The sequence below is a fragment of the Priestia sp. FSL R5-0597 genome (assembly GCF_038006305.1).
Lineage (GTDB): Bacteria > Bacillota > Bacilli > Bacillales > Bacillaceae_H > Priestia > Priestia zanthoxyli.
The window spans coordinates 2,226,140-2,246,660 of the sequence record NZ_JBBOUZ010000001.1 but is presented as its reverse complement, the minus strand read 5'-3'; the positions used below and the strand labels follow the sequence as shown (position 1 = coordinate 2,246,660).

At 38.8% G+C, this 20,521-nt stretch carries 16 protein-coding genes; 7 read left to right on the top strand and 9 right to left on the bottom strand.

The genetic code is table 11. From position 1 onward, the window contains the following. Nucleotides 1-35: 35 nt before the first annotated feature. A complete protein-coding gene (locus MKX72_RS11410; protein ID WP_155008122.1) occupies nt 36-1,211 on the top strand; it encodes an alanyl-tRNA editing protein in 1,176 nt (391 codons plus the stop codon). 41 nt (nt 1,212-1,252) lie between these two features. Here MKX72_RS11410 and MKX72_RS11405 read toward each other — a convergent pair whose 3' ends face one another. From MKX72_RS11405 to recQ, 7 genes are all read right to left on the bottom strand, one after another. Further along, the gene (locus tag MKX72_RS11405; RefSeq protein ID WP_025752322.1) at nt 1,253-2,173 is read right to left on the bottom strand and encodes a 1,4-dihydroxy-2-naphthoate polyprenyltransferase; all 921 of its coding nucleotides are present in this window, start codon (nt 2,171-2,173) and stop codon (nt 1,253-1,255) included. Between the two features lie 527 nt (nt 2,174-2,700). Then, on the bottom strand, nt 2,701-5,313 hold the full coding sequence (locus MKX72_RS11400) for a helicase-related protein (protein ID WP_155008123.1): 2,613 nt from the start codon (nt 5,311-5,313) through the stop codon (nt 2,701-2,703). Between the two features lie 210 nt (nt 5,314-5,523). Further along, on the bottom strand, nt 5,524-6,885 hold the full coding sequence (locus tag MKX72_RS11395; protein WP_155008124.1) for a purine-cytosine permease family protein: 1,362 nt from the start codon (nt 6,883-6,885) through the stop codon (nt 5,524-5,526). A gap of 20 nt (nt 6,886-6,905) precedes the next feature. Beyond that, on the bottom strand, nt 6,906-8,354 hold the full coding sequence (locus tag MKX72_RS11390; protein WP_155008125.1) for an aldehyde dehydrogenase family protein: 1,449 nt from the start codon (nt 8,352-8,354) through the stop codon (nt 6,906-6,908). Nucleotides 8,355-8,436: 82 nt separating this feature from the next. After that, on the bottom strand, nt 8,437-9,420 hold the full coding sequence (speB, locus tag MKX72_RS11385) for an agmatinase (RefSeq protein ID WP_099330970.1): 984 nt from the start codon (nt 9,418-9,420) through the stop codon (nt 8,437-8,439). Between the two features lie 217 nt (nt 9,421-9,637). Continuing rightward, nucleotides 9,638-11,020, bottom strand: a complete 1,383-nt coding sequence (locus tag MKX72_RS11380) for a sigma-54 interaction domain-containing protein (RefSeq protein ID WP_154991370.1) — start codon at nt 11,018-11,020, stop codon at nt 9,638-9,640. Between the two features lie 108 nt (nt 11,021-11,128). Then, nucleotides 11,129-13,264: a DNA helicase RecQ gene (recQ, locus tag MKX72_RS11375; RefSeq protein WP_155008126.1), complete on the bottom strand. Its 2,136-nt coding sequence runs from the start codon at nt 13,262-13,264 to the stop codon at nt 11,129-11,131. A gap of 270 nt (nt 13,265-13,534) precedes the next feature. On the opposite strand from recQ, the gene MKX72_RS11370 reads away from it, so the two are divergent. The 5 genes from MKX72_RS11370 (at nt 13,535) to MKX72_RS11350 (ending at nt 16,172) form a co-directional block, all read left to right on the top strand. After that, complete coding sequence (locus MKX72_RS11370; protein ID WP_155008127.1) at nt 13,535-13,954, top strand: hypothetical protein; 420 nt, start codon at nt 13,535-13,537, stop codon at nt 13,952-13,954. 336 nt (nt 13,955-14,290) lie between these two features. Beyond that, complete coding sequence (locus tag MKX72_RS11365; RefSeq protein WP_013056955.1) at nt 14,291-14,617, top strand: general stress protein; 327 nt, start codon at nt 14,291-14,293, stop codon at nt 14,615-14,617. Nucleotides 14,618-14,737: 120 nt separating this feature from the next. After that, on the top strand, nt 14,738-14,995 hold the full coding sequence (locus tag MKX72_RS11360; RefSeq protein ID WP_047751018.1) for a hypothetical protein: 258 nt from the start codon (nt 14,738-14,740) through the stop codon (nt 14,993-14,995). A 264-nt stretch (nt 14,996-15,259) separates the two neighbouring features. Beyond that, nucleotides 15,260-15,814, top strand: coding sequence for a DUF3231 family protein (locus tag MKX72_RS11355; protein WP_033578924.1), 555 nt, complete (start codon nt 15,260-15,262; stop codon nt 15,812-15,814). A gap of 64 nt (nt 15,815-15,878) precedes the next feature. Beyond that, complete coding sequence (locus MKX72_RS11350) at nt 15,879-16,172, top strand: hypothetical protein (RefSeq protein ID WP_025752303.1); 294 nt, start codon at nt 15,879-15,881, stop codon at nt 16,170-16,172. 26 nt (nt 16,173-16,198) lie between these two features. Here the strand turns inward: MKX72_RS11350 and MKX72_RS11345 are convergent, their stop codons facing one another. Both MKX72_RS11345 and MKX72_RS11340 read right to left on the bottom strand, forming a co-directional pair. Continuing rightward, entirely contained in the window at nt 16,199-18,376 is a 2,178-nt protein-coding gene (locus MKX72_RS11345) for an FUSC family protein (RefSeq protein WP_155008128.1), read from the bottom strand. Between the two features lie 187 nt (nt 18,377-18,563). Continuing rightward, nucleotides 18,564-19,379, bottom strand: a complete 816-nt coding sequence (locus tag MKX72_RS11340) for a hypothetical protein (RefSeq protein ID WP_033578922.1) — start codon at nt 19,377-19,379, stop codon at nt 18,564-18,566. Nucleotides 19,380-19,557: 178 nt separating this feature from the next. Here MKX72_RS11340 and MKX72_RS11335 point away from each other — a divergent pair, with 178 nt between their 5' ends. After that, nucleotides 19,558-20,496, top strand: a complete 939-nt coding sequence (locus tag MKX72_RS11335; RefSeq protein WP_155008129.1) for a VanW family protein — start codon at nt 19,558-19,560, stop codon at nt 20,494-20,496. Nucleotides 20,497-20,521: the final 25 nt, after the last annotated feature.

Sequence of the window (20,521 nt, the reverse complement as noted above, 5' to 3'; positions counted from 1 at the left end):
AGTTAGGTATGGTTTTACTAGAAAGGATGATGAACATGACAGAAAGACTTTATTATAGCAATCCCTACATAAAAACGTGGGAAACAGAAGTGACAGAGACGCGCGCTCTTTCAACTGGCTACGCATTAACGTTAAAACAAACCGCTTTTTATCCAGAAGGCGGCGGACAGCCTTCTGACTACGGTACTATTGCCGGAATCGACGTAAAAGATGTTTACGAAGAAAATGGAGAAGTCTATCATCTCGTTGATACACTGCCTGCACAAACGAACGTCACGTGTGAAATTGATTGGCACCGCCGCTTTGATCATATGCAGCAGCATAGCGGACAGCACTTACTTTCGGCTCTATTAATCGATACATACGATATTCACACCGTTAGCTTTCATTTAGGAAGCGACGCTGTCTCTATTGATTTAAATGTGCCTCAGTTATCTCATGAGCAGCTATTACACATTGAAAAAATTGTAAACGACGCTATTTACAGCAACCGCCCCATTAAAACGTACGAAGTGAAAAAGGAAGACTTACATACTCTTGCGCTTCGCAAAGTGCCCGAGCTAGAAGACGAAGTGGTACGCATCGTAGAAATTGAAGGCATTGATGTTTCTGCCTGCTGCGGTACTCATGTGAACCAAATTGGAGAGCTTGGCCTTATTAAACTTACGAAAACAGAAAAGCAGCGCGGCAATACACGCCTATTTTTTAAATGCGGTATGCGTGCATTAGCTGATTATCAGCAGTCTCAAGAAATCGTAGCAGAACTTAGCAATAAATTCAGTACAAGCCGTGAATTAGTTATAGAACGCATTAAAAAATTGGAGACTGAACAAAAAGAGCTGCAAAAACAACTAGAAGAATTAAAAAATGAAAATGCAGCTTATTTAGCAAGTGAATTAGAAGCCAAAAAAGAAGGATCATTTCTGTACCATCACTTTGAAAATCGTACACTAAAAGATGTGCAAGCTTTGACAAAGCAGCTTCTTCAAACGCCTGATACAACGCTTCTTTTTGCTTTTTCAAGTGATCAAAAAGTCTTACTGGCTCACAGCGGCAGTGAGGTAAAATGCGGAGAACTTTATAAAGAGCTGCTTCCGCTTTACGATGGAAAAGGCGGCGGCGGACCAAAACAAGCTCAAGCCAGCTTTTCATCTTCTGAAAATATGAACGCATTTCTTAGCGCAGTAAAAGAAAAAATAACTGGAGCATAACAAAAAGCCTGTCTTTAAAAAGACAGGCTTTTTCAACACAATCAGCTTACTAAATAGCCAATTAATAAACCAATTGATAAAGTAAATCCAAAAAACGTATTGGTTTGAGCAGTTGCTTTCATCGCAATAAGCTCTCCGCGTACAAATGCTTGTACGGCTTGAATGGGCTTAGGTGCACTAAGGAACACTAAGAAAATCCAAGGGCTAATATCGAAGAATACCACTAATGCAACGGTCCAAATATACGCAATGCCAAACAAAGCAGCTAAAAATCTAATCGCATTTTTAGAACCTAATAAAATAGCTAGCGTACGTCGTCCTCCTTTTGTATCTTCTTCTATATCACGAATGTTGTTAGACAAATTAATCGCGCCTACTAAAATCGCAATCGGAAGTGATACAAAGATGCTTTCAGACGTTACGGTATTCGTTTGAATAAAAAATGAAATCAACACGAACATCGCGCCCATGCACAGACCTGAAAATAACTCTCCAAACGGCGTATACGCAATCGGAAGCGGTCCGCCTGTATACAAATAACCAATCGCCATACCTACTAATCCAACTAAAGCAAGCCACCAGCTGCTGTTTGCACATATATATACGCCTAAAATAAGAGCAATTCCATAAGAAATCAGTGCTAAATTTAATACCGTTTTCGGCTTCATTCCGTGTCTGACGATGGCTCCTCCAATTCCTACGGAGTCTTCTGTGTCTAACCCGCGTTTAAAATCATAGTACTCGTTAAATAAGTTCGTCGCAATTTGAATCCACAAACATGAAAAAAGCATCGCTAGGAACATCCAAACGTTCACATGGCCATAAAACATAGCTAGAACTGTTCCAATCAAAACGGGTACAAACGATGCCGTTAACGTATGAGGACGGGTTAATTGCCACAAAATTTTCCCTTTACTGTACTGCTCGACTGCAGCTTTGTTTTCTTTGTTATGACTTGTCATCATCCTCTTCCCTTCTATTACGAACCGTATCTCTATTTAAAAGTGCTGCTTTTAACATAATGAATGATAGCAAACTTACTCTAAGACAATACACGTCCGCCCAACAAAAAAATCACGGAATCCTTTAAAATATAAGTTCCATCTTATATCATAATAATTTATTGCTCTTTTTACAAGATGAGCGCTTATACATTTCCGCCTTTTTTCTGCAAAAATCTGCTTTGACGCAGAAATTTATAATAAAAAGATGAAAAGCTTATACGAAAAGTGAGGTTGAGACTTAACTAAATCAATCTCATCTAAAGATGAACAAATAGGATAAATGATTTGGTATGGGGTGCTTGTTACACCGCAGTTGATTTCCGTGCAAGACGTCGCTTTCCTCCCAGGAGTCTTCGCTTTGCCCTCCAATCAACTGCTAGAAATCTATGTCCACTATCACAATGAAAAGATCCGAGCGATTTATCGTTCGGATCTTTCTTCAACTAACATAATTTTGTACAAATCTCTTTTTTTATCACTACATCTTAGTAATTAAAATCGTCGTCCCCATGTCTTCTGCGGAACCTTTTATGAAAACACGAATCGCATATCGCATGATCATGATTCCAAGGAAGGTCTTTAGAACACGCACTGCACGTTCTTTTAAATTTTTTCATATCTTTTCTTAATACGTTATGGATTTTATCTGTAAGCTCTTCTCGGACACGCTCCCAGTAAATAGCTTCCGGTCTTCTATCCATTCGATATAAAAATAAAAGATGCAGGCCAATCGCCTTATAAGACAGCTCTAATTTTTCCAGTGAACCTTCTATTATCCTTGGTTCAGGTAATTCTTCTCTGTTAACAATCGCATTCATGCTAGCCACCCACTGCTTTTTCAAAGAGCTTTCTTTTGCTGAAAACGGCAGCTGCAAGTAACCATATAAATCAACAATGGGCATTTTCGCTTCAATCAGCGTGTCTTTCACTTCCTCATAAAGCTCACGTTCTTGTGCCAGATTTGATTTTTGTGTACCTTTTGGATTTTTAAATTTAGCCCACATGTCAAAAAACGTTCCGAGGTCATGATGATATTCTTTAAATCTTCTTAGCATATCTGAAGTAGGCGCAATTGAAAATTTGCTGATTTGCTCGTCTGTTGAAAATAACAGTTCTCTCATTTGCTTGGCATCTTTAGCGAATGCAACTTCTCCAACATTATAGAGGCCCTTTCTTCCAGCACGACCTGCAATTTGTTTTAACTCTTGAGAAGTCAGTAATCTCCGTTTTTGCCCATCAAATTTCATGTTTTCTAAAAGTACAATTCGTCTAATTGGAAGGTTTAACCCCATTCCGATCGCATCTGTAGACACAATAACATTTGTTTCTCTATTAATGAACTGCTCAATTTGTTTTCTTCTTGTTTCAGGCGGCATACTTCCATAAATCACGCTCACTTTATGACCATCTTTTTCTAGCTTAGCTGCTGTCTGGAGCACTTTTTTACGCGAGAAAACAATTAAAGCATCTGCGGGTTTCACTTGTTCAATTTTGAAATTTCGAAGATCTACTTTTAAAGGTATATCTCTTTCGTACTCATAAATTTCTGAGATCACACCGTCTAACATCTCTTCTAACATACTTCGAATGCTTAAACTCCCGATCACATGAACTTGTTTGGCATTAGCTCGGGTGATGGCTTTATACCATGAAAACCCCCGATCTCGGTCTTGAATCATCTGTGCTTCATCAATTACCGTTACATCGCCATGTTCTAATTCGCTAAACATTTCTACGGTACCGGCCATGTGCTGAGCGTCTTCAACAATCTTTTCTTCTTCACCTGTTTTTAACGAACAAGCAACTCCGTCTTTGTTCAGCTTTTCAAAAACTTCTAAAGCTAACAGGCGAAGTGGCGCTAAGTAGCTACCCGAAGCAGCTTTTTTTAATGACTTTAATGCTGTATACGTTTTTCCTGTGTTTGTATCACCGAGATGAAGAATGTATTCCGTTTCTTTTCTTGGATCCATTTCGTATTCTGCACCAAAAATATAATTTAACTGTCGCTGTTCTTCTTCAATCAGCTTGTTCTTTTCTTCACGTTCACGTTCTTGTTGTAATCGTCTTTCTTCCAGCTGCTGTGCATATCGCTTTTTATGCTCTTCGATCGTTAAGTTGTGATCTGAAACTTCTAGTACATCGGAAAGCTTTTCTTCTACAAACATTCTTTTATATTCATAGACCAAATCCGATAAATCACTTCTGAGTGCTTTTATAATATCCATTCGTGTTACCGAATCATTTGTATAAGATTTATACTCTTCTTTAAATGAAGCAGGAAGGTCATCCATAATCATAGTTGGAATGATTTCATAAATTTTATCGGTGATAAATACCTCGTATACATCTTCATACGTTTCAAACAAGATAATCGTTGAATATCTGTCTAATTCTGAGCTTACGTTCCCGGTGAGCTCTTGAAAAAAGTCATGAACCGTTTCATAATCATGACGTGTTAAATCACCGTTTTCTATTAATTCATCTTCAAGCTCAGTATGCGGCGCATAGTTTTCAATATACTTTGAGTTTGTTTCAATGTCTTTTGATAGCTGATGTGAAAGCTGTTCTCTTATATGTAGGTAATACAGCTCTTTGTTTACTTCCAAAATAGGAGCTGCTTCTAAATTTAACTGTAATTGATATCTGGCTTTTCGATCATTAATACTTTGCTGTCTTTCTTTCTCTTTTCTTTCTTCTTCTTTTTTGGCAAATTCAATTCTTGCTTCTCCGTATAGAGATAGCCACTCTGCTTTATTACCCTTTCCGTACTGCTTTTCTAACCAAGAAAAAGCATCAAATTCTATACCTTTTCTCGTTTCTTTAGCAAATAACTTATCGATAGCTTGGGGTTTATATCCTTTTATCTCAAAGCCTCTTTCTGTTAAATACGATCTTCTGTTTTTCTTAGATACAGAAGAAACAACTATTTTTCTCCACGCAGTCCCCCAGGCTTTTTTAATAAAAGAGTGCCTGTCTGTTAAATACGTCTCTAAATCCGGACATTCGTCTTGTTCACCTAATACGCTTTTTATATCCTGTAGCAATGTATGCTTAGTTTTTTCAATGGCCCTGCTTTGAATAGCCTCTAATTCGAGCATAAAATTCTCCTTTGGAAAGTTTTCCTACATTTATTATAGAAAAGACCCCTTATAGAATCAAATACATTGTTACCACTTTATTTGATTCTAGATTAAAAGCTTCTCTTTCCCATGCTTTTGCTTATTTCTGACCTATTTTCAAGACAAAAAGCTCCTTTAAGCAGGAGCTTTTGATATATTTTAGATAATTCAGTCTTTTTTAGATATCTATCAAGCATTTCTGTCGATTCCCTTTGAGTAAGTGATGGAGAGCTGTGAAAGCTTGGTTAACGATACGTGTAAAACACCTGTAAATAAAAAAGCTAAGATTGTTGCTCCTGTGGCTAGCGGGTGAACGTACGTAAAATAATAGGCAAATATAGCCCCCACTACGTATGATAGATACACATGAAGGTTAAATCCTTTTGTATACCAATATATTTTATTTTCCTTATCTAAAATAGCTGAAACGTCATAGTGTTTTCGGCGAATGATATAGTAATCAACAAGAACAATCGCAATAATAGGAATAAATAAGACGCCGATCATAAGCAAAAAGCTTTGAAAATTTGTCATTAACCACTCTTTTAATAAAGAACCTAGGACTGTGACAACTCCCATCGTTAGTGCCGGTATCCAAAAGCGCTGCTTTGGAAAAATAGACAAATAAGACATTGTTGCGCTATACAGTACCATTACGTTGGTTGACAACACCGATAAAAAAATGACGATGGCTGCTACTAATCCCAACAGCGGGCTATATGCGCCAATTAAATTTACCGGGTCATACGTTTGCGTCATATTTCCGAGAATTGAAAAGCCTGAAACCGTTGCGCCTAATCCCATTGCAATCAAAGTCGCAACGTTATAGCCTAAATACGTTCCCGCAATTCCCGTTTTTTCAGATTTACAGTTTCGATTATAATCGCAAACAATAGGAATCCACGTAAAAGCTGTAGCTACTACAATATCAAAAGCTAACATTCCTGTAATACCAGGATTTTCGCTTGCTTTCATTTGCATTAATTTTGCTGCATCAAATTCGATAAACAAATAGCTAAACACAACGGTTGCTAAAATGACCATTAGCGTAGCTACTAACTTTTCCGTTGCTTCAATACCTTTGTGTCCGTATATAGAAATAGCTACTACTAGTACTTGAGTAAGAATCGTAAATAGATTGATATTGCTGTAACCGGTCAAAAAGGTGACGGCATGATTTAAACTTAGCCCTGCCATGTAGGCTTGAATCCATGCCCATCCTATTAATGTAATAAGATTAACAGCAGCAGGAAGCATAGCCCCTCTTTGTCCAAAAGCAGGTCTCATCAAAACCATGGTTGGAAGACCGGTTCGAGTTCCGATATTCCCCATCAGCACGAGCGGTATGGCACCGACTAAAGAGCCAAGCACGATAATGAATAATGCCTTTAAAAATGTCATATCGGGTACAAACAGCATTCCCGTAAAAACGGTCGTTACTACCACGTTGGCTCCTATCCACATGGAAAATGTAGAAAAGAAGCCCATACTTCTTTTATTCATTGCAATCGGCTGCACATCATCATGGGCGAGACCACTTTTTGTTGTCATTCCTTTTCCACCTTTCACTTTTATTGATACCAATTGGCTCGAGCTAACTTGGAATTTGTATTCACATGTTTTATTTCAGTAAAAGCAGCTAATCCTGATGGACCTAGCTCCCGGCCAATGCCGCTTTCTTTAAAACCGCCCCAAGCCGTTTCAATATGAGGCGTATGGTAGCCGTTGATCCAAATCGTTCCCGCTTGAAGGTGTTCAGCAACTCGCTCTGCTTTCTCTACATCATTCGTTAAAATCCCTGCAGCTAAACCAAATCTCGTACCGTTGGCAAGTGCTATGGCTTCTTCTTCACTTGAAAAAGATTGAACGGTAATGACGGGACCAAATATTTCTTCTTGGACGATTTTCATATGCTGCTCCACGTCAACGAGCACCGCTGGCGTTATATAGTTTCCACCTTCGCAGTCAATTAACGTTCCTCCTGTTAATAAATTCGCACCTTCTTCTTGACCTAGCTTAATAAAACTCTGTATTTTATTCAGATGCTCCTTGCTAATAACCGGACCCATCTCCGTTTCTTCTCTTAACGGATTACCAATTTTTATAGCAGCAACAGCCTCCGTAAGAGCAGAAAGAAACGAGTTATAAATAGATTCGTGTACGAGTATACGCGATGAAGCTACACACACTTGTCCTTGGTTAAAAAATGAGCCAAACATTGTCCAGTCTACTGCAATATCAATTTCGCTATCTCCAAAAATAAGAAGCGGAGATTTCCCTCCCAGTTCAAGCGAAACTCTTTTCATCTCTTTTGCGCACTGCTGATAAATACGTTTGCCTGTTTCTGATCCTCCTGTAAAAGAGACTTTGGCTACGTCTTTGTGTTCAACAAGGGCACTTCCCACTTCACCGTCTCCTATAAGTAAATTAAACACGCCTTCTGGTATACCGGCTGTTTCACATAGTGAAGCTAACTTTAAAAAAGAAAGCGGCGTTAATTCTGACGGCTTAAACACCACCGTATTTCCAGCTGCTAATGCAGGAGCCAGCTTCCACATGCCAAGCAGCAAAGGGAAATTCCAAGGAACGATTAGCGCGCATACGCCAATAGGTTCTTGAATGATTTTACTGCTTGTGTCGTCGAACATGTTCTTTGTCCACGGCTGATTTTCTTCTATTAAATTTGCGTAATATCTTAAACAATTAATTGTATCTTCAATATCTAACTGCGCTTCTTTTATCGGTTTGCCAGTATTTAATGTTTCTGTTTCAGCGAATATACTCGCTTCTTTTTCTAATAAGTCTGCTAGTTTCGTAAGCACCTCTACACGCAGTGATTTATTTTTCTTCCATTCACTTTGTTCAAAAGCCTGCTTTGCTTTACCTACCGCTTCCTCTACTTGTTGAAGCGACGAATCAAATACTTCAGCTATAATCTTATTGGTCGCTGGGTTGATTATTTCTCTTTTACATGGTTTTGCTTGTTTCTTATCTATTTTTACATTTACTTGCCCGTTCATAGTCAAACACCCCTCATAGAGAACTCTTATATAAAAATGGGAAGATACTAGTACCTTCCCACTTTTACCGTCTTTTTTATATTTAGTCGCGTGCTTTCACTAACAGCGCTTCTTCTTCTTTTTCTTTTTTTCTTAACGCAATAAGTGTGATAAATTCATAGACAATATTAGCGGCCGCCGCTGCTGTGATTTGGCCATGATCATAAGCTGGCAGTACTTCTACTAAATCAAAACCGACAAAATCAATATTTGTTAAGCCTCGAACGAATTGAAGCGCATCGTCAATACTTGCACCTGAGACTTCAGGCGTTCCTGTTCCCGGCGCGTAAACTGGATCTAAAAAGTCAATGTCAAACGATAAAAATACGGGTCCTTCCCCTACACGCTCATGAATAATGTCTAACATTCTATCAACGCCCATTTTTTTATATTCATTTGTCGTATACAAAGCTAAACCTAAGTTTTTTGCGTCTTCTAAATCTTCAATACCGTACAGACCGCCTCGCATACCAATTTGAATCGAGCGCGATACGTCTATTAACCCTTCTTCAATCGCTCGTCTGAATACCGTACCGTGATTGTATTTCTGTTCAAAATAACTATCCCACGTATCAGAATGAGCATCAAACTGGAGAAGCGCTACCGGTCCGTGCTTTTTCGCGATGGCACGAAGTTCACCAAGGGTCATCGAATGATCACCGCCCAGTGAGATAGGAATAATTCCTTCATTCACAACCGGTGCTAGCCCTTCTTCAATTTTTTTATACGTTTCTAAAATATACCCGGGAACCACTGATAAATCGCCGTAGTCCACCCCTGAAATGTAATCAAAAATATTAATCTTTTGTTCTGGGTTATACGGACGAAGCAAAATGGAGAAATCTCGAATAGCTTCCGGCCCAAAACGGGCTCCTGTTCGAAAAGATTGACCTGAATCAAATGGAATACCCGTTACAATAAAATCCATCTCTGAATTTACTTGTTCTACATACGGAAGTCTCATAAACGTTCGAGGTCCACAAAAACGCGGAGATTCAAATGAATTTTTCGGCTGATATTTTGGCATGATTTATTCCTCCTAGTGGGTTTCATTCATTAGCGCCACATCATTATTTTAAATACTGACGCTTTTTATTTAGATACTTTTTATTAATGCAAAATGCATGCCAATTTTTATCGCCTTATTCCGCGCAATTATGGACGATTTTTAATTCATAATAGAATCAAAACAAAAAAACTGATTCAGTATTGAATCAGCTAATTCATTTTGAATTAAAATTTCATTATTTTATATTGTACTTTCGTAAACGTCTTACGACCGTAGGCTGACTGATTCCTAGTGCATTTGCCATTTCATACGTTGTTTGACACTGACGATGAGCGCGAATTAGCCAGTTTTTCTCTACTTCTGCAAGTGCTTGCTGAAGCGTCATTCCTTGAGAGGTTAACGTGTCCAGAGGCTCCCATTCTTCTTTTTCACTGATGCTATTTTCTGAATAAAACGGGAGGTCTTGAGGCGAGATGCTGTTTTCATCCGTTGTTAACACAAGGCGTTCAACTGTATTTTCAAGTTCGCGCACATTTCCGGGCCACGGATGTTCAAGAAGCAGATTTAATGCTTCTGCGTGAAAAAATTTCTTCATGCTATATTTTTCATTTTGTTTATGTAACACGTGATAAAGCAGTGCCGCGATGTCTTCTTTTCGCTCGCGAAGCGGCGGAATGGTAATCGGAATAACGTGTAAACGATAAAACAAATCTTCACGAAACGTTCCTTTTTTGACCATTTTTTCAAGCGGCTGATTTGTGGCTACAATCAGCCTGAAGTTTACGTGTTTGGCTCGTTCACTTCCAATTTTGGTGACCGTTTTTTCTTGCAACACTTTTAACAGCTTCACTTGCATATCAAGAGGCAGCTCTCCTATTTCATCTAAAAAAAGCGTACCGTTATGAGCTAATTCAAACTTTCCTATTTTCCCTTTTGTACTGGCACCTGTAAAAGAGCCTGCTTCGTATCCAAACATTTCAGATTCAAACAAACTAGCTGGAATGGCTCCGCAATTGATTTCAATAAACGGCTCTTCTTTTCGTTCACTTCCATAGTGTAAAGCGCGGGCAAAAGCCGTTTTACCAACACCCGATTCACCTAGCAGCACAACAGTTGCATCGCTGTCTGCCACACGATTAATAATCGACCATACCTTTTTCATCGATTCACTTCGTATGACCATATCATTCGACTGCTGTTCACGAAGCTCTTCCACTTCTAGCTGATATGTTTTCATTTTCACTTCGAGCTGCTGATAATCTTCTTTTAAGCGCTGAAGCTCTGTTAAATCATGCGAAAAGCTGATGACTCTTTTCATACACTGATGTTCATCATACACGGGAATACCGGTTGCCATTACAACTTTACCCGTTTCTGTTTGTTGCATCAGCTGTACTTCTTTCTTTTTCTTTAGCACTTCAATCGTAACGGAAGGTGAAAATATCCCGCGTTTTTGCAGTTCGTATACGGTTTGTCCGACCAACTCTGACACATCGTATCCATATATATCACGGCAGTTGTGACTCGCTCGTAAAACAAGTCCTCTTTCATCGGTGATCACGATATTGTCGTGAGAAGCATGCAAAATAGCTTCAAGCTCTCGTTCAATCATCTCCATTCAGTCCTCCTTTTTATGTGATCTGATTTTTCTAACATTTACACCTATTATTTTATCAGTAAACTCGCTTACTCAACACAAAAAGCTCCTTTAATAGGAGCTTTTTGTTTACGATAGCTGCTTCATTTTTTGTTTAAATAGAGCTACTTTTATCATAAAATAAGTGATGTTTTCAGGTAATTCTTCTTTGATTGGCTTTAACTTTTCATCGCCTACTGACGAAGCAGCTTGTAAAATTTGCTGTTCGTCTTCATCCGAAAGAAAAGGCGACCAGTCGATTTCTTTTTCTTCTTCTGCACATTTAAACAAATGGTTTTCAATGGTAATGCGGCTCAATTCACGTTCTGCAGCAATTTCATCTAACGATTTTCCTTGCTGAAATAGCTCATACGTCATTAAGTGAGAGCCTTCTTTTGATGAAGCTCTTGCTTTTTTCGGAGCAGGCGCTGACACTTCGCGCTTTCGGTCTGGATGTTCTTCACAAAACTGTTTGATTTCAGAAGTGAATCGTTCTCCGTATCGCTCTTGTTTTTGTTCTCCCACTCCTTTTACAGTGGCGAACTGTTCAAGAGTTACCGGAAGTTTTGTACACATATCATGAAGAGTGTCGTCTGAGAAAATAACAAAAGGAGGCACGCCGGCTTCGTCTGCTAGCTGCTTTCGAACGGAGCGCAAATGAGCAAACAGCTCGTCGTCTTGGACAATTTGCTTCACTTCCATTTGTTCTTTTCTCATTACTTTTTCCGTACCAAGAAGCACACCTTTTCCTTTGGCCGCTACGGATAAAGTAGGAAATGACCCTTGTCCTACTAAAATAAACTGCTCTGAAATCAAATACTCGATAAAATCGCTCACTTCTTTAGCGGATCGATCGCTCATGACGCCGTACGTTTTCAGCTTGTCAAAACCAAAATCAACTACTTTTTTATTTCGAGAACCCGTTAACACTTGAGCAATCATCATTTTACCGAAACGTTCGCCCATACGAATCATACAAGATAATACTTTTTGCGTATCGACCGTTACGTCTATTTCCACGCGATCATCGGTACAGTTGCTGCAGCGGCCGCACTCATGCGCTTCACTTTCTCCAAAATAATGAAGAATATACGCCTGCAAGCATCCTTCTGTATGACAGTAGTTCACCATACTTTGCAGCTTTTCAAGATCTTGAATCTGCTTTTTAGGATTCGACGTTGACTGTTCAATCAAAAAGCGCTGCACGCGAATATCTTGAGGTGAATAAAGCACGATACACTCACTTGGAAGTCCGTCACGACCAGCACGTCCTGCTTCTTGATAATAGCTTTCCATATTTTTCGGAAGCTGATAGTGAAGAACAAAGCGAATATTGGATTTATCGATCCCCATCCCAAACGCAGACGTGGCTATCATTACCTGAACGTCATCTTGAAGAAAGCGGTTCTGCTCTTCATCACGGCTGTTTGCGCTCATACCAGCATGATATTTTGACACGTTAACTCCTGATTTTTGCAATCTAGCATGAAGTTCTTCAACATCTTTACGCGTAGCAGCATAAATGATGCCTGCTTCTTGGTCATTTTTACGGATATACTGGTCGATATAGCTGATTCGATCCTGACCTTTCACAACCGCAAACGATAAATTTTCACGTTCAAAACCAGTCATCACCGTGTACTCTTCGTTAATATGAAGAGCTCGGCAAATATCTTCACGCACTTGAGGCGTAGCAGTAGCCGTCAGCCCCATCACAATCGGCGCATTAGACAGCTTGCTGATTAGATCACTGATACGCAAATAGCTCGGTCTGAAATCATGACCCCACTGTGAAATACAGTGTGCTTCATCTACCGCTACAAGCGGAATAGGAAGCATTTGAAGCTGTTCTAAAAACTGCGGAGACTCCAGTCGTTCCGGTGCTACATAAAGTAACTTATATTCACCAAGCGCCACTTCTTCCAAGCGCTGCTGTACCTCCGTATGTGTCAGCGAGCTGTTAATATACGTAGCCGGGATACCAGCTGCGTTCAGCGTATCCACTTGGTCTTTCATCAGAGAAATCAACGGAGAAATCACCAGTGTCGTACCTTCTAATAACAATGAAGGAATCTGATAACAAAGCGATTTCCCTCCTCCTGTCGGCATAATACAAGCGGTATTGTGCCCTTCTAAAACATAACGAATCGACTCTTCCTGTCCTTTTCGAAACGAATCATAGCCAAAATAGGACTGTAAATGTGTTAAAGCCTGTTCAAACTGCAAAATAGCGTCCTCCTTTAAAATAAGTAGAAATAGTAGTTGAGGGATTCATTAGAAGAAATTAAGACGTAGAGTTTTATTTTATCAAATCTTGGGGGAAGTTGCACAGAATTCGTTGATTTAAGGATATAGCAAAAATGATAAGCGAAAAGCCATCAATTTATAACTCTCTTTCCTATCACAAACAATCTTTTTATGTATGTCAGGACTCCTTTCCTAAAAATCTTTCCCCATTCCATTCTTTTTTCCTGTATACTTAAGAATAGGAAAGAGGTGCTTATCACGAGACATCCTGTAGAAACGATTTATTATTTAGAAAATCCACAGCGTAATATCTCAACATATGCTTCCACAACTCAGTTAACGGTTGAGTCTGTTGTGAAAGATGTGTTTGGTGTTGCTTGCGTAGCAGATATTAAAATTATGCTTCAATATAATAAAGAATTCCGCAAAAGTATTAGTCAATTACACAATGCGATGGACGATGATCTTACGTTAGAAATGGTTTTTCGAGTTGCTTCAAAAGAAGATTTGCTTCGATTTAAAAAACGTTTACTTGAAAGTAATTTAGATGACGCAGAAACGTCAATAGACTGTCCATTCAGCGCAACCATTCAATTACAAGATGGTCGATATACATGGAACGAGTCTACTTCTGTTTATGAAAAACAAAAAGAACGTCTTTCATCTTAAATTTCTCTATTTTTATGTATGCAAAAAGCCTGGATCTTAGCTGTTTAAGATCTAGGCTTTTTGCAGTTTGTACTGTACCTTAAAAGGTCAAAAAAAAGATGCAGGAAAAAGGCTTGCTAAAGCATTCTTCTGCTTATTGTCCGCCAGATTCTCCTCAAAGATAACCGCGCTGTTTCCTCTTCTCCTATGTTAGACTTTTTAACTCAATTTCTGGAAATAGGTTTTATCACTTCCAATAACGTGTATACACAAAGCAAGGAGATAAGTTACTTAAACTTCTCTTCATTACTCAACGTATTCGAGAAAGTTGTCTATCATACAAGGAGGTTTTTTGAAATGGTAAATGTAAAAGTAGTTGAAAATGGCGTACAGGCAAAAGATACAATCGAACAATTTTTGCGTGAAGGATTTACAAAAGACGAAGTTTATTTACTTGCACACCATCAAGATCGCTCCGAGGATTTAACAGCTGCAACAAATACAAACAATATCGGCCTTTCTGAACAAGGTGTTTTTGATGCGATTGCGAATGTATTTCGTTCTCGAGGAGACGAGCTTCGTGCCAAAATGCGTTCATTAGGATTATCACAGCCGGAAGCTGAACGCTATGAAGAAGAATTAGATCACGGCAAAGTAATCGTGGTTGCATCAAAAGTTGCTTAATAAAAAAGCCCTACGGCAGGGCTTTTTTATTTTTGTCTTCTGCCCTTTTTCCCCTCTCATTAAAGAAGTCATCCCTACATATGATTATGAAGATAAGAGTTACTGCGAGGAGTGATATAGTTGATTATAGGAATTGAGTACACAAAGCGTGTAAAAGACGGATTGGTCGTTAAAAATATTCCTTACAAAATACACGATAAACCTTGTGATGAAGGCTGCTGTAAAAATGATAAAACGATAGGCGTCAGAGACAAATTAAGGGTTAATTGGCTGTTAAACGTTTTTATGCCCAGCAAAAATATAACGGTATTTGATTATAAATATTGGTCAGAAGAGCTAACTTCTTTATGGAGAGAGTATCGGAGAAAAACTGTATAATACTCAAGATAAAAAATCTCCTTGATGAGCAAGGAGATTTTTTTCTATTGACTTTATCTTCTAGCACCAACCTATTTATTAAGCATTTCAACAATTTTTATACCTTTGGATGTTTGTACCATCACTATTATAAATTGCTGAATGGGATGCTTTTTCTTCCACTCATCATAATCAATTTTATATGTAACATTTCTTAGCTGTGTTTATCCTTTTCTGCTGAAGGTAATAATGAAGATGCATAAACTATATAAAGGGTGAAAAGTTATGATTAACGTCATTGAGACACTACTTGATTATATAAAGAACTCTTCTACAGATGATCCGCCCCCTCGCCCACATATCGGTGAGACTATGGGATGCTGGCTGTATTTTACTGCTTTAGCGGAAGAAATACCTGCCTTAGAAACTTGTCTTAATACAACAACCAACAGTGAATTGCTTAAGCTTGCTCAAGACTCAAAAAACCTGGCTGAATCTCAGATTGATACACTAAAAAAATTAATGATTAAAGAAGGAATTCCCCTTCCTGAAATACCGGCTACCAAACCGAAATCCGACCCTAACAGTATTCCATTAGGAGCAAAAGCCACGGATTCTGAAATCGCTAACTTAATATCTATAAAAATTGCCTCTAATATCGTCATGTGCAGCACGAATATGGGACAATCTATTAGAACCGATATTGGATTAATGTGGTTGAAATTCCACACTGAAAAGGTCATATTAGGATCAAAAATAAAAATTCTAATGCAGCAAAAAGGATGGCTAAAAATTCCCCCTTATTATTATCCACCTGGAGCCCCTCATAACTCTAATTGAAGTGTTCTTAGGTAAAACAGCATAGATAATCTTACATCCAACACATTTAACGAGGTGCTTAAACATGGATTTCCCAACAATTCATACAAACTTTTGGGACGCAGTCATTGGCGTTCCTGTCGTATTAATCGTGACGCAGCTCATCAAATGGCTTTTTCATCCTAAAAAGCAGTATGTTCCGACTATCGCTTTAGCTGTGGGCGTGCTTTTTTCAGTATTTATCAGTCACCCTCATCATATTATTGCTGGATTATTTATGGGATATTTTTATGGATACGCCGCAATTGGAAGCTATGCCGGTCTTAAAACAACGTGGAGAACGATTAGAAAAGATACGTCTCCTTACTCATCAGACTAAAAAACCAGCGAAGTATTCGCTGGTTTTTAGCTTTCATTACTTATTTCTTCTGCTCCTAGATCTTTGGCTAAGTGAACAACCGATTGATTGATTTTCCATACGTAATAAATGTTATGCAGCAGCTGAAGATGCTGTAAGTTTCTTGATTGAACGGACGTATCAAAATAATCTAAAGATTGTTCAATCTTTTGTCTTACATCTTCAAGCGTGTATACATACGTTCCTCTTTCTCCTCGTAATGCTTTTTCAAGCTGAGTGAAGTTGCTTGCCACTTTCTCTTCCACTTCCTTTACTACGCCATGGAATTCTGCTTCCTTATAAAAAGCTTCGTTTCTAGTAGAAGAAGCTACCAAATGCTTGGCGTAATAATTAATGGCGGTAAAAACGGTCAAAAATTGCTGAAGACGTGAACGGCCAACGAAACCTTTGATAATAGGATCTGAATCGACATGAAGCTGTTTTAGCTTTTTTTCTAATTCCATTCCTTTATCAGCTAAATTGGCAAATGCGTACTGCTTCGTAAAACGATGTAAATAGGTGTGAACAAATTCTTTTAAAGCCGCTACGTATTCTACTGAAGTGTCGGTTACTTTATCTCTTGTTCTTTTAGGAAACACGAGAGCAGCTACGGCTAAACCGATTCCAACTCCTACGACCGTATCTAACACGCGGGCCAGCAATAAACTCTCTGAAATTCCGCCAAGAAGCATGTCATACATAAAGGCCAGCATCATCGTAATCCAAAAACTCATAAACGAATACGTAATGGGAAAGAAATAAAAAGCCATAAACACACAGATAAAGAGCAGCGTTACTTCAAGTATTCCAGGGGAAACGTAGCTTGCGACAATAAAGCCGACAGCTGCTCCTAAAAGCGTGCCTACGCTTCGCTGCACGGCTTTTACAAACGTACTTCCTATCGTTTCTGTACCGAGAAGAACTAAATAGCCTGCTAAAAGCGCCCAATATTGATGCGATGGAGATAAAAACGAGCCAAATATTAATGTCGCAACAGCAGTGATGACCGCTTGAATAGACTTTTTCGTAGACGGTTTTAATCCTTTTTCTTCATCATTATCCTCTTCGTCTTCTTGTTCTTCCGCTTCTTTTTGAGGCTGTTTTTCTTGTTTCACAATTGCTTGCTGCAGCTCATACGCTTCATCAATGACGTGATTTGATATCGTTTCGATACGGCGTATTAAGTAAAGCCAGTCTTTATATCTTTCGTCTTGAGGTTCGAGTTCGCTTAATTTTTGGCGCAGCTCTTGCAAATGCTGAGCTGCATCCGTTAAGGAATGAGTAGGATTTTCATTTAATACCTCTGCTTCGCGAATCGATTCCACTAGCTTTAACAGCACCTGCTGAATATCAAAATGATTAAATGCCTTTAATTCACTGAGTTTTCGGATCGCCGGAGAATATGTCTGCAGCAGCATCACTGTATCAAATACATAAAGGCGCATTTGCTCAGCTGTTACGCCAGGCCATATGTCGTGAGGATCTGTATTTCCAAGCTCTTCTGATGCTACACGGGCATACTCCGCTAGTTTTTTAATATTGCGGTTATACTGTTTGATTTGAGCTGGTTCAATTTGTTTCTTTTGAATTAACTCAATAATTAAATCAAGCACCAAATTTACTTGAATATGAAAGGATTTCATTGAAGACCTTAGCACGTTGGAAGGCCGGTCTTTAAAAATAACAAAATTATAGATAAATGCACAGCAGGCTCCTACTATAACGCCAGCTAACAGCCACGGCAGCTGAGAAAATGTAACGTGTAAAATAGCAGCAAAATAAAACGACATAAATGCTACCATCGACAGAGAGAAGTAGCGAATACCAAATTTCTGTAAATAAAAAGACAAAAACACCAATAGAACGAGAAAAACATTTTCTGCTTGTCCATATCGTGATAAAAACGAGCCAATTCCAAGAGAAACGGCGCTAGAAAGTGCTACTAAGACGGTTGTCACTTTTTTTGCTTTTGTTGTTTCATCATTTACAACCAATATACCCATCAGGCCGATTACGCCGGATAAAATAGCAGCGGTAATTTGAGAGCTTCCCGCTGCTTTTAATACAATCAGCATAATAACGACCGCTGTAATGACACTGATTGTAGCTTTAGAAGCTGTTTTGAGCCTTTTTCGTCCAGGATCTGCAGCGACTAAGCGACTAAACCAATATGAAAAAATAAACACCCTCTCCTTTCGTGCTGTAAAGTTCTTTGTAGAAAGAGTAATATTATTACTTATACCCTTTTTAATTCTTTTCTATCGTATGTAAGTATGTTTTTCACTATAACATTGCAAACGGCTAAAGAGCTAAACAAATGATTAAAAACACATCTGTTTTCTGTCAGATGTGTTTTTAAAAAATAATGGTTCATTACAGTGTAAGAGAAGAAATTTCCCACCCGTTTGTTAACGGATTTCTTTTTAAAGTAAAAACCATCGTTGTCTTGTGAGCCCCTTTATTTTCGTAATAAATAAGGCAATCTACGGAGATTTTCTCTTTTGTTTTATACTTTTTTGCATGAAATAAGTCCGTTTTATAATAAATGGTGGAGATACTATGCAGCTTTGCCCATAGCTTATGCTCTTGCTTTACGCGCAAAACCGGCTGCATTAAGGCATCGTCATCTTGCTTTAATCCGGTTAAAAACATATTGACGACTTCTGCCGGCTCAGCTTTTAATGCATATTCATCAAGCTTGCCTCCTGCTTTTAATACCATTAACTGATGACCTGGATCCACATTTTGAGACTTGTGAGTCGTACTTCCTGCAAAATGAATGCAAAAATGACCGGGGAATCCGTTGTCAAGCGCACCGGCTCCATGAGGCATTCCATTCATGGAAGCTGCAAGCATTTGGCCTTTAAATGGAATAAGAACAGCTCTTCGGTTCCAGCTCCATTTTCCATTATATAAGTGCTTCATTACTTTCGTATCTTGACGTGTAAGCGGCTGAACATCTGCATGGTGAGAACCTGCTCTTCGCTGCACATAAAAGTAAAAACCGGTTTCTACATCGATCACTTTAAATTTTTGCCCCTTCGGCAGTAAGGTTTCTACACGTTTCCACTTTAATACTTTTCCTGTGTCGCTTACCGGAAAGTACGTAAGGTTTTCTTCTGCTTTCATCTTTTGGGGATGCACAAAAAAACTAATAAGCATAAAGACTAAAATCATTAATTTTATCATTGTCTACCCTCATTACCTTGTAGTTTCTCTATGTAATATGCGAAAGTACACATACAATTATAAATAGAAATTTTTACACGCTCGTCTCATGGAAAATAATACAAAAAAGAGCTTGTGAATCCTATACATTAAACGGTTCATTTTATTCATACTAACAGGTGAAAGCGAGGTATATGATATGAATTTCACTTGGATGGTTGGACTTTTAATGCTTATTCAACCTCTTTCTACACAAGACCACCTATCTATTACTCATGACGGTAAACCAATTGAACGGATTGAACGGGACAAAGTGGCAGTACCTCTTCTTCCTGTACCCATGGTGGATCATGATCGATACAATCTTCTTCTAAAAGAATTGGATAAAAAAACATATAGAGAGCCCATAAATGCCCGCATTGATAAAAGCGGACAAATTGTTCCTGAGCAAGCGGGTGTCAAACTATATCATAAAGATTTTGCGGAGAAATTTTATACTTATTTTTTTAACGGCGGTACGTCAATCTTAGAAATCCCGACGCTTCCTGTTCCGCCTCGCGTGGATAAGGAGCTGCTTGCAACGATTCGTATTAAGCAAATCGGTCATTATCATACGGTATTTAACCCCCATAATAAAAATCGTTCTCACAATATTTCTCTTGCAGCTGAATCACTAGACAGCAGCGTCATATTTCCTGGGGAAGTTTTCTCTTTTAATCAAACCGTTGGAAAAAGAACGGCAGCAAAAGGGTATATGCGTGCCCCAATCATTGTAAAAGGAGAGTATTCTGAAGGAGTTGGAGGAGGAATTTGCCAAGTTTCTTCTACTTTATTTAACGCCGTCGATAACGCTGGCGTCACGATTACGCAGCGCTACTCCCACAGCCGCAGTGTTTCCTACGTACCTCCTGGGCGAGACGCTACCGTCAGCTGGTATGGACCTGACTTTCATTTTAAAAATACGTATAGTGATCCTTTGTTGATTCGAGCACAGGTGCACGGTGGAGTCGTAAGCGTGGCCGTTTACTCTACTGATGCGATTGAATATAAGCCTCGCCGCGTGCCTTGGGCTTCTATTGACCAATTGCCGAAAGAGAAAAAAATCGAATCGCATGTTGATACTGAGCCTGCTGATTAAAACGGAAAAAAGCAAGGAGTAAGCC